Annotated in this window: 7 protein-coding genes and 2 pseudogenes; 4 read left to right on the forward strand and 5 right to left on the reverse strand. The window is 60.9% G+C overall.

Annotated features, from left to right (window positions below; all coding sequences use genetic code 11):
- From PMI02_RS21400 to PMI02_RS21410, 3 genes and pseudogenes are all read left to right on the forward strand, one after another.
- Positions 1–443 (forward strand): annotated as a pseudogene (locus PMI02_RS21400) (IS5 family transposase); the annotation flags it as partial.
- Positions 444–659: 216 nt separating this feature from the next.
- Complete coding sequence (locus PMI02_RS21405) at positions 660–2,630, forward strand: alkyl/aryl-sulfatase (RefSeq protein ID WP_036504938.1); 1,971 nt, start codon at positions 660–662, stop codon at positions 2,628–2,630.
- Positions 2,631–2,743: 113 nt separating this feature from the next.
- On the forward strand, positions 2,744–5,488 hold the full coding sequence (locus PMI02_RS21410; protein WP_036504940.1) for a TonB-dependent receptor: 2,745 nt from the start codon (positions 2,744–2,746) through the stop codon (positions 5,486–5,488).
- A gap of 292 nt (positions 5,489–5,780) precedes the next feature.
- On the opposite strand, the gene PMI02_RS27385 is transcribed toward PMI02_RS21410, so the two are convergent.
- The 4 genes from PMI02_RS27385 to PMI02_RS21420 form a co-directional block, all read right to left on the reverse strand.
- Entirely contained in the window at positions 5,781–6,272 is a 492-nt protein-coding gene (locus PMI02_RS27385; protein ID WP_157222638.1) for a hypothetical protein, read from the reverse strand.
- Positions 6,273–6,369: 97 nt separating this feature from the next.
- Positions 6,370–6,633 (reverse strand): hypothetical protein, encoded by a 264-nt coding sequence (locus PMI02_RS21415; RefSeq protein ID WP_036504943.1) that lies wholly within the window; start codon positions 6,631–6,633, stop codon positions 6,370–6,372.
- Between the two features lie 282 nt (positions 6,634–6,915).
- Positions 6,916–7,392 carry a hypothetical protein gene (locus PMI02_RS27390; protein WP_157222639.1) on the reverse strand — a complete coding sequence of 159 codons (477 nt, stop codon included), beginning with the start codon at positions 7,390–7,392 and terminating at the stop codon, positions 6,916–6,918.
- A 346-nt stretch (positions 7,393–7,738) separates the two neighbouring features.
- Positions 7,739–8,968, reverse strand: coding sequence for an MFS transporter (locus PMI02_RS21420; protein WP_007686877.1), 1,230 nt, complete (start codon positions 8,966–8,968; stop codon positions 7,739–7,741).
- Between PMI02_RS21420 and PMI02_RS21425 the strand changes: the two genes are divergently transcribed.
- Positions 8,871–9,689, forward strand: a complete 819-nt coding sequence (locus PMI02_RS21425) for a TetR/AcrR family transcriptional regulator (RefSeq protein ID WP_238539133.1) — start codon at positions 8,871–8,873, stop codon at positions 9,687–9,689. The two genes, PMI02_RS21420 and PMI02_RS21425, sit on opposite strands and share 98 nt — an antisense overlap.
- 438 nt (positions 9,690–10,127) lie before the next feature.
- Here PMI02_RS21425 and PMI02_RS27395 read toward each other — a convergent pair.
- Positions 10,128–10,268: pseudogene (locus tag PMI02_RS27395) on the reverse strand (alanine--glyoxylate aminotransferase family protein); the annotation flags it as partial.

Consider the following 10,268-nt stretch of genomic DNA (forward strand, 5'->3'; position numbering starts at 1 on the left):
ACGATTGTCCCCATGTGAGGGGATCCAGCGATCATGGCATGGGCCGTTCCCGGGGCGGCCTTACGACCAAACTCCACGCTCTTGTCGACGCTGATGGACGTCCTGTCGGCCTGCGACTGACGGGTGGGCAGGTCCATGATGCGTGCGAAGCTGAAGCGCTGATCGAGGCCATTCCCGAGGGTGCTACCCTGCTCGGCGACAAGGGCTATGACAGCACCGCCATTCGCGAGGCCGCGGCGGCCCGAAACATCTGGGCCAACATTCCCAACCGCTCCAACCGTAAGCAGCGCTTCGGCTTCTCGTCATGGCTCTACCGCCAGCGTAATCTCGTCGAGCGCTTCTTCAACCGGATCAAGCAGTTCCGGGGCATCGCCACCCGATATGACAAGGACGCCGCCAACTATCTCGCGGCCATCAAACTCATTTGCGCACGTCTCTGGTGCAACGCGCAATTAGTCTACACCCTAAAATGGCCTCCGGCAGTCCCGGGGCGGTTCACACCGCCTCTGCCAGTGACACGTATTCTCTACTCATTAGATAGATAATCTATCTTGGCATGCGGCGCTCGGCTGAGTAGCCCCCATATGAGTTTCGCTCATATAGCGCCTTAAGGGGGTTTCATGTGGTTTCGGTTGGTTTGCACGTCTTCAATTGCTGCCATGAGTCTCCTGTCGACGGCTGTCATTTCGCAGGAGGCCGCTCCGGGGTCCGCTCCTCAGGGTGTCGCGCCGGCGCAGGCCGGCAAGCCCGCTGACGCCGTCACTACGCAGCGGCTGCGGGCATTCGCCAAGACGTTGCCGACGAGCGACCGCGAGGATTACGAACTGGTGCAGCGCGGCTTCATCGCCAGTGTCGCAGACGGCAAACTGCGCACGCCAGACGGGCAGCCCGCGGGGGATGTCAACACCGACGCCTTCTTCAGCCAGTCCGCGCCCTCGACTGTCAATCCCAGCCTCTGGCGCAACGCCCAGCTGCTGCAGAAGCACGGCCTGTTCAAAGTTTCCGAACGCATCTACCAGATCCGCGGGTTTGCCATTTCCAACATGACGGTGATCGTCGGGGACACCGGCTACATCATCGTCGACCCGGGGTACGATGCCGAAGCCTACACGGGCATCCAGCTCGTCTACAAACACCTTGGCAGGAAGCCGATCACCGGCGTGATCTACACGCACAGCCATACCGACCATTACGCCGGCGTGCGGGCGATCATTTCCGACGAGGACGTCGCGGCGCGCAAGGTTCCCGTCGTAGCGCCGGAGGGTTTCATAAAGGAAATCCTCGGCGAATCCGTCATTGCTGGGCCCGCTATGATCCGCCGCGCCGCCTTCCAGTTCGGTTTTGGCCTGCCGGTCGATGCGACGGGCAACGTAAATCTGGGCCTCGGCCCGCAGATCAAGCCCGCTGCCGGAGCGCGCGCCCAAGGCCAGGCACCCGCGCGCGGGCGCCTGCCGATCGTGCCCAACCACGATGTCAAGCAGACCGGCGAGACCCTCACGATCGACGGCCTGCGCTTCGAATTCCAGATGGCGGCGAACACCGAAGCACCGGCCGAGATGTTTTTCTACCTGCCCGACCTCAAAGCGCTTTGCCTTGCCGAGGACGCCAACGGCACGCTGCATAATGCACTGCCCGCGCGCGGCGCCCTGGTGCGTGACACGAAGAGCTGGGCCAATGCGCTAACCGAATCGATCAGTCGCTATGGTAGCCGAACCGAGGTGCTGTTCACCTCGCACTTCTGGCCCCGGTGGGGCTCCGCGAAGATCGTCGATTACCTCGGTAACCAGCGGGATGCCTATGAGTACCTGCATGACCAGAGTGTGAGGCTGATGAACGACGGCCTGACCGGTCCGGAGATTGCGCGGGCCATCCAATACCCCGACACGCTGGCGGCGAAGTGGTACAACCACGAGTATTACGGCACACTCAGCCACAATTCCCGCGCGGTCTACCAGCGCTACATGGGGTATTATGACGGCAACCCCGCCAACCTCGATCCGATGACGCTGACCGAGGGCGCCGCGCACTATGTCGAGGCGCTGGGCGGGGGTGCCCGTGTGTTGGAACTGGCGGGCACCGCGATCGGCAAGGGCGACAATCGCTGGGCGGTGGAACTGCTCAACAAGCTGGTCTTCGCGGAGCCGGCCAACCGCAGCGCACAGGTCAAACTGGCCGATCTGTATGAGCAGCTTGCCTATCAGGCCGAAAGCGCGACTTGGCGCAACGGCTACCTTGAGGCCGCGACCGAACTGCGGCGCGGCCCAGTGGAGCCCAAGCGCGCGGCACCGTTCGCAGGGTTGCTGGGGCTTCCTACGGACCTGCTGCTCGACGCACTGGCGGTACGCCTGGTCCCCGAGCGGGCCAAGGGCGTGACGCTGGCGTTCACTGTTGTCGACCCGGCAACAGGCAGGAACCAGGTGGTACAGGTGCGAAATTCGGTTCTGGTCCACCAGGATGAGACGGTTCCGTTGGCGGGAGCTCCCGTGCTCAAGCTTTCCGCGCCGCAGTTCTATGCAGCGCTGACGGGCGAAGGGAAAGGCAGCCTTTCTGCCGCCGACCAGGCGCTGGTGCGGCGCTTTGCCGAATTGTTCGACGGACCGCTGGGCAACTTCGCGATCGTCACACCTTAACCCGCCGCGCGGCTTCACCTTCTCATTTCGTCTCAAGGTCAGGCTGCCAAGGCATGCGCGGCAGCCAAGGCCGGAGGCTTGGCATCTCATTCGATTTACCGGGGTACTCTTTCATGCACTATCGCAGCCTTTTTCGCCTGTCGTTGCTTGCTTCGGCCGTGCCCGCGCTCGTTGCCATGCCAGCGGCTGCGCAGACCGCCGATGCTGAGGCGGAAGCTCCCGCCGAGGATATCGTTGTTACCGGGATCCGCTCCAGCCTGAACTCAGCGCTCCAGGTAAAGCGCTCGGCTGCCTCCGTGGTGGACGCCATCAGCGCCGAGGACATCGGCCACTATCCAGACATCAACGTCGCGGAATCGGTGCAGCGCATCTCCGGCGTCCAGATCAACCGGACGCGGGGCGAGGGGCAGACCGTCAACATCCGCGGGCTTCCGGCGACATTCACACTCGCCACCCTCAACGGCCGCAATACCGCCAACGCCCTGGTCAATGCCGACGCCACAGCGACCCGGGCCTTCGACTTCACTATTCTTGCCCCCGAATTCGTCCGCACACTCGAGGTCTACAAGTCGCCGACCGCCGACCTCATGGAAGGTGGCCTGTCGGGCACCGTCAACATCCGTACGCCGCGCGCTTTCGAAATCGGCAAGCGCGTGCTGACGGGATCGGTGCAGGGCGAATATTCCGACAACTCAGGCAAGCTGGGCCCGCGCGCTTCGGCGCTCTATTCGGACGTGTTCGCAAACGGTCGGCTGGGCATTACCATCGGCGGTTCCTACTCGCGGCGCCAGCCCGAGACGCACAGCATGACCAATAGCTATGTCTACCAGACTGAAGGAGTAGGGCTGGCAGGCGTCCCATCCGACCTAAACGGCAATGGCGTGATCGAGCCGGCGCTCGGGGTCCGCATTCCCAGTGCCACCTACTACATGATCACCGAGGAAGCTCGTGAGCGATATGCCGGCATCGGTTCGATCGAGTTCCGCGCGACCGACAATCTCAAGCTCTACGTGGAAGGTCTCTATAGCAAGCTGACCGTGAAGGCCGTGCGCAACGATGCTCTGTCGTACTGGACCAACTCCAGGGGCCTCGTCTTGTCGGGGACAGACGCGCCCACGTTGGATGGCTATCCGACCGAGACGGGCCTGCAACTCACCGGGCTCGACCAGCGGGGCAATGGCCGTTTCGAGGATCGCAGTGGGGACCTTTACAGTATCACTGGCGGCGCGGCGTGGGATGCCGGTCCGTGGCAGGTGACTGCGGAAGGCACGTATTCGAATTCGAAGCAGACCAGCAGCAACCTCGCGATCGCCACGTTCGCGAACGGTGCGGGCGTCTACGGCGCCGAGCCTGGTGACGAGCTTCCCTCGGTCGGCTTCCTTGGCACCTATGCCAGCGCAGTCCTCGATCCGGCCAGCTACAAGGTTGCCAGCATAAACGGCCAGTACCTGAGCCAGAGCCGCGACAAGGTGCGGGAGGGCAAGCTCGATGCCGCTCGTGACCTCGATGGCTGGCTAACGAAGCTGGCGTTCGGCGTGCGCTATGCCGAGCGCGCCCAGTACCAGGACAATCCGCAGCTCACGATCATGCCCGCCGGCGTTTCGGCGCTCTACGGCGGGCTACCCGCCGGCCCGACTGCCGGTTCGTACAGCGCCGCACCGTTCATGCATCTGGTATCGGCGGGGAAGGGCGGTTTTCTCGACAGTTATTCGGGGTCTGCTTCGTTCCCGACCTCATATCTGGTTTCAGATACCCGAGGATTCATCAGCCAGTTCAGCTCTGCACAGCTCCAGGCGGCAGGGACCTACAGCAACGATGCCAGCAACACGATCGACGTGCACGAAAAGACGTTCGCAGGCTATGGACGCGCCGACTTCGCGTTCGGCGCTCTGAGCGGCAATCTGGGCCTGCGCGTGGTGCATACCTGGCAGCAGTCGGTCGGGGTGAGCCCCGACCTCACCGGCATCACCTTCTATCCCGATGCTGGCGGCGTGACCCGGGTACCGTCGGCCGCAGCCGTGAAAGTGAGCCGCGAATATACCGATTTCCTACCCAGCCTGAATCTCAAGTTCGATGTCTCGCCCTCGTTGCTGCTGCGCTTCGCGGCGTCGCGCACGATGGCACGGCCAAACCTTTCGGATATCTCCCCGAGTGTAACGGTGAACGGGTTCAGTCAGACAGTGACTCAGAAGAACCCTTATCTGGATCCGTTCCGGGCGAACAATCTCGACGCGACCGCCGAATGGTATTTTGCGAAGGGCGGGGTGCTTGGCGTCTCGGCGTTCTACAAGGACATCGTTTCCCTCATCCGCAGCGAGATCACAGTGGAAAGCCTGCCGGTCCGGATCATCCGGGCCAGCGGGGCCACCTCTACCTCAAACCTTAACTTCAACGTCAACCGCATCGTCAACGGCGGCGGGGTGACGGTGAAGGGGTTCGAGGTGTTCTACCAGCAGTCCTTCACCTTCCTGCCCGCGCCGCTCGACGGTTTCGGGGCATCAGCCAATTACACGTTCATCGACAATTCCGATCCCGAACAGCTGACCGCTGCATCACGCAACAACTTCAACGTGACCGGCTATTATGAGAAGGGTCCGGTCGGCATCCGCCTGTCCTATGCCTGGCGGGGCGGTTTCCTGCTGTCGCCGGCGCAGGCCCAGGCGATGGGTACGCGCTCGCTGGCCTATGGAACGCTTGATGGCAGTGCGAGCCTGAAGATTACCGACAACGCCTCGCTCACGCTGGAAGGCGTGAACCTCCTCAACGAGGCTCAGCTGACGCAGTTCACGACTGGCCTGCCATCGGCCTATGTGGACGCCGGGCGCCGCATTCTTTTTGGAGCGCGCTTCACGTTTTGATTTGCTCTGTCGTCTGGTCGTATTGCCGCGAGGCCACTCCAATGCTGGCCTCGCGTAGGCGTACTATGCGCCTCGGTCAGCCTCACTGCTTACATGAATGGACGAGCATTCTTAAAAGTCATGCCCCGGCCATCGACCGGCTAATTACAGGGCGGCCGCTGCCGGTCCAAAACTTTTGCATCATGGGGTGCGGTAGACGGACCTTCTAGTCGGTACCGGCAACAACCAGGTTTGGCCGATTTTGGACTGACGGCTTACGGGGCGGGCGAGGCAGATTGCTGCCTGTCGTCTTTCAGGCTGGGGGCGCGGTCATAGCTGCCTGTCGGCCACCGCCCCATAGCGGACCTTCCGAAATTCGTTCGAGTTGTAAGTCTGCCACCCGAAGGCCGCACTCATCTTGAATGGCTTGATTTACTTTCCGCATGACCGGAATGAACTGACGGATCTCCGATTCAGGTATCGCCCTGCCTATGCTGCTGTGTGTGTTGGTATAATCCCAACCATCTGGATTTTGATTGATCTGAAGAACGGAATTTTGCTCTTCGCCGTATAACCAAACGTGGGAGGTGGTCCGCACGTTGCGTTGTTTCGGTGAAAGCTCCACGTAATTGTGCTGCTCATGCTCATAAGTGACTTTTCCCGCCTCCGGAATGGTCTTGAGCGCTGTTTTGACGCAACCAATACTAACTGGGTCCCGCAGAGACGTACGGCTTTGGACACCGTACATACGGTCACAACCGCTCAAAGAGAAGATAATGCCGAGAGCGAAAAAGCCGATCCTCATGGTGCAGTGTAGTCGGGATTGCGCGATAACTGCAACGGCAGAACCCCCCCCTCTGATGCCGAAATCCGAGCAGACTGTGAGCGACCCTTTTCAGATGTTAGCGCTTCTTAGGGCGGTAAGTGATCGTCACGCTGCCCACCACCTCTTTGCGGTCGAATATGCGAGCCTGCTGGTCATGGGTGACGAGCAACTCGTTAGGCCCGGTCCACTTCATATCTGCCCATGGACCGCCCCATGCCCCGCGCGTGCCGCCGTTGTAGCCATCTGCTACGAACGCATTGCCGATGCCCTGCCAGAACCACGGATCAACAGATACTTGCGTCGTAAAGTCTGTCGTTGCGCCACATTCCCGCATAAACATCTTAGCTTCGTGCTTGCCAGTCGGAGACCGAAGCGACTTGACGGTTTCGTTGCTACACAGTGGGTTGGAACATGCCTTGAGGCACAGAAGCAATGGCACTACTAGTACAAGCGTTCGCATGACTGATCCTTACGGGATCACCATGGGGCGTCAATGTCTGCAAACCACCCATAGCCGCTATCGCTGCGGATTTGGACTGCCTGGAAACGGTCGGGCAGCTTTACGCTGCCAGACGATGCGATCGACGATCCGGAACGGCGAACATGGGTGGTGAGCGGACGTTTAAAGCCGGCTACTACGAAGGCACTGAATAAGCATCACCGTCAAACCTATCGCTACGATAAATCGTACAAATCTAGCTTGACGATCAAGGGCAAGGCGCATTTTTTCAAAATTCTGATGGTCAGCGATAAAGCACCGGTTGGCAGAAATTCGAGCACGATCTGTGTTATCGCATCCCGTAATGTGCTTTAATGGCACGCCTTTATCTAAAAGGTATTCTTCCTTTATTTTCTCGTAATTGTCGCTGTTGATGGCGTGTTGCTCGCGGATGATTATTCCTCTTGTCGTCCATTCCCCTCCGAAACAAGGGTCGTGCAGGACGAGTCCATATTCGGCCAACATTTCGACGCCATATCGGCCTGCGCCGAAACCCTCATAATTCACGTACTCCCATTCCCCGGGCATGTATTGATCGCAAACATTGGAAAGGGCATGCAGGAGGCGCAACTCTTCAAGTGTCTGGTTGGTCGCTGACATGTGCATTCCCCTAAGCTGCTGCTACTCCTAAGCTTTCAAAATGGCGATCTGCCATTGCCATTAGGTTAAGCAGCTATGACCATATTGAGGGCGGAAGCAGCGGTTGCGAGCTATGCCCGGCATGGGGCGTCTGCCGACCAGCAGCTTTTCTCGCATCGGATGCGTCGGACCAATCAGAACGAACGACCGCTTTCGAGCGTTGGAATTGAGCCGCTGTACGGCGACAATGGGCGCGTACCCGCCGGACCGCTGTTTGGCCGTAGATGACCGGTTACGGCGTGAGCTGACTTTTCTAGGGCCTCGCCGGAAGGGCGTGAGTTGGTCGATGGGAGCTAGCGCCGGCCGGTCAGTGCCCCAAGGCTGCGCCGGAATGGCGGCGTGGCCCTGCGGGGAACCCGTGACCACGCGCCAACCAGGCAATTACCAGCCCGCCGATCAACAACGTTAGCATCGCCCAGGGGAAACTTGCAGCGCCCCAGTCCTCAAGCAGCAATCCGCCCAGCACGCCGCCGCCGGCGATCGCCAGGTTCCATGTCACGACGTTCATAGACAGCGCGACGTCGGCCTGATCGCCTGCGGTGTCGGCTAGCGCGGTCTGGAGCAGGGTCGCGGCTCCGCCAAAAGTCAGTCCCCAGATCGCAACCCCAGCGACGATGATGACTGGTCGCGGCGTCACCAGACCAAATAGCAGCGCAATGATGGCAAAACCAGCCAGGCTGGCAAGCACGGTGGTTCGCAGATGACGATCGACCAGACGACCCGTCATCCAAATTCCTGCAAGGGCGGCGATGCCGAAGACCAGCAGCACGAGATCGACTCGTTCCGCCAAGCCCGCCGGCGCCACGAACGGCGCGACATAGGTATAGAGGATGTTGTGGGCGAGCATCCACGTCATCACCACGCCAAGGACGGGTCGGACGCCAGGCGTTGTGAACACCTTGCCGATCGAAAGGCGCGACGATGCCTTCCGCCCGGGGTGGTTCGGCACCTTGAGCAAGACCCATCCGACGAGCAGGAGTGCCAGCAGCGACATGATGCCGAATGCCGCGCGCCAACCGACAGCGCCGCCAAGCCAGGAGCCGAGCGGGACGCCCAGCGAGAGGGCGATCGGCGTGCCGACCATCGCGATCGCCATCGCCTTCCCCTGCTGGCGTGGCTCCACCATCTGCCGGGCGAAGGCCGCGAGCAGACCCCAGCCAAGTCCGGCCGCGCAACCCGCAAGGAAACGGGCCGCCAGCGTCACGCGATAGTCCGAGGACAATGCGGTGATCCCGTTGAACAACAGGAAGCCGAAGACGGTCAGCAGCAGAACATGGCGACGCGGCCAAGCGCTGGTCAGGATCGTCAACGGGATGACTGCCAGCACCGAACCAAGCGCGTAAGCCGTCACGAGTTGGCCCGCCAGTGCGGGCGAAAGTGCCAGGCTTGCGGAAATCTGCGGCAGGAGGCCGGCGGGTAAAGTCTCCGTCGCGATGCAGATGAAACCTGTCATCGCCAGCGCAGACAGCGCGCCGACGGGAAGCCTTTCATCAGCGCGGCTCGATGAAACAGGCGAGGTATCAATGCTGGAAGCCATGGGTCAACTCGAATTATGGATGATTCGATCCACAAGTCATCGAAAGCGCGGCGCTTGTCAACGACTTCTGGATCGAGTAGTTCAGATGTCAGATTGGAGGAGAAACATGCCCCGTACAGGACGGCCCCGCAGCTTCGACCGTGATGCCGCCGTCACAAGCGCCACGCATCTGTTTTGGCAACACGGTTATGAAGGCGTGTCGTTGGACCAGTTGCGCACCACGATGGGCGGCATCTCCTCAGCGAGCTTCTACGCGGCCTTCGGTTCGAAGGAGGCGCTCTATCGTGAGGCCCTGTCTGTTTATTTGGCCACCTATGGTCGGGTAACGGACGCGTTGCGCGACCAGACGCTGCCGCCGCGCGACCGGATTGAGCATGCATTGCGCCGCTCGGCCATGATGCAGACGACACCGGGTCATCCCACCGGCTGCATGGTCACGTTGTCGGCAACCATCGGTTCGGATCAGACGACCGCTCTGAAAGGACTGACGGCGGCGGAACGCCAGGCCAATCGCGAAGCGATCGTTCTTTGCGTGACCGCCGCGATCGAGAACGGGACATTGCCGGCCAATGTGGACACCGTCGGCCTTGCAGCGATGTTCGACGGGTTCCTGCTCGGTATTTCCCTACTCGCACGCGATGGAATGACAGGGGACATACTTAACAGCGCGATCACGAATGCGATGCGCGCATGGGACATGCTGGCTATCGCGCCGCGTTGACCGCCATATTACGCGTGAGCATTCGCAGTGAGGTCAGCATGCTTGAGTATCCCGGGGTAGCCCCTTCCAAAGCTGCCGCTGGCATTGCGCCCTGCCAGATTACGTGAGGCTAGAGTTGCTTGCGGGTCTGCAATAGGCCGGCGTCTGGTTTTAGGGTGAGCCGACCTTCTTGGCTCTACGCCGGATCGACGTGCTGTGGTCGCAACTTGCTACTACCACCCTGCCCCGCCTCGGATTTCCGCCCTGATAACGGTCGTTCCTAGGGGAAATTCGCGTCCCCGATCCCGGTCATTCATTCATCGAATCCAGGACGTTGCAGCCAATTTAACGGAGCGTCGATGGTCCGTTTAAGAGGAGCAGGCCTTCAAATGTTTGCCGCGGAGTACGTCCCGGGTAAACCCTAGCCGATGACATCGCAAAGCCTTTGTCAGTGTTAACTTACGCCTCCCACGCCTCGATCGCCGCCGGAACCGCCTCGCCCAGCGGAAGCGCGAAGCCGTCCATCCGCAGGCACGATTCCAGCGCCGCGAGGGTGAGGAGGACCTTGTGCTTCATGGCGTTGTACCCCATCGCGCCCAG

It is taken from the genome of Novosphingobium sp. AP12, from assembly GCF_000281975.1.
Taxonomy (GTDB): Bacteria; Pseudomonadota; Alphaproteobacteria; order Sphingomonadales; family Sphingomonadaceae; genus Novosphingobium.

Coding starts and splice junctions, on each gene's coding strand:
- PMI02_RS21415 (WP_036504943.1), bottom strand. CDS start 6,633: ATGTTTATGCGGGAATGTGGCGCAACGACAGACTTTACGACGCAAGTA.
- PMI02_RS21420 (WP_007686877.1), bottom strand. CDS start 8,968: ATGGCTTCCAGCATTGATACCTCGCCTGTTTCATCGAGCCGCGCTGAT.
- PMI02_RS27385 (WP_157222638.1), bottom strand. CDS start 6,272: ATGAGGATCGGCTTTTTCGCTCTCGGCATTATCTTCTCTTTGAGCGGT.
- PMI02_RS21405 (WP_036504938.1), top strand. CDS start 660: ATGAGTCTCCTGTCGACGGCTGTCATTTCGCAGGAGGCCGCTCCGGGG.
- PMI02_RS27390 (WP_157222639.1), bottom strand. CDS start 7,392: ATGTCAGCGACCAACCAGACACTTGAAGAGTTGCGCCTCCTGCATGCC.
- PMI02_RS21410 (WP_036504940.1), top strand. CDS start 2,744: ATGCACTATCGCAGCCTTTTTCGCCTGTCGTTGCTTGCTTCGGCCGTG.
- PMI02_RS21425 (WP_238539133.1), top strand. CDS start 8,871: ATGAAACCTGTCATCGCCAGCGCAGACAGCGCGCCGACGGGAAGCCTT.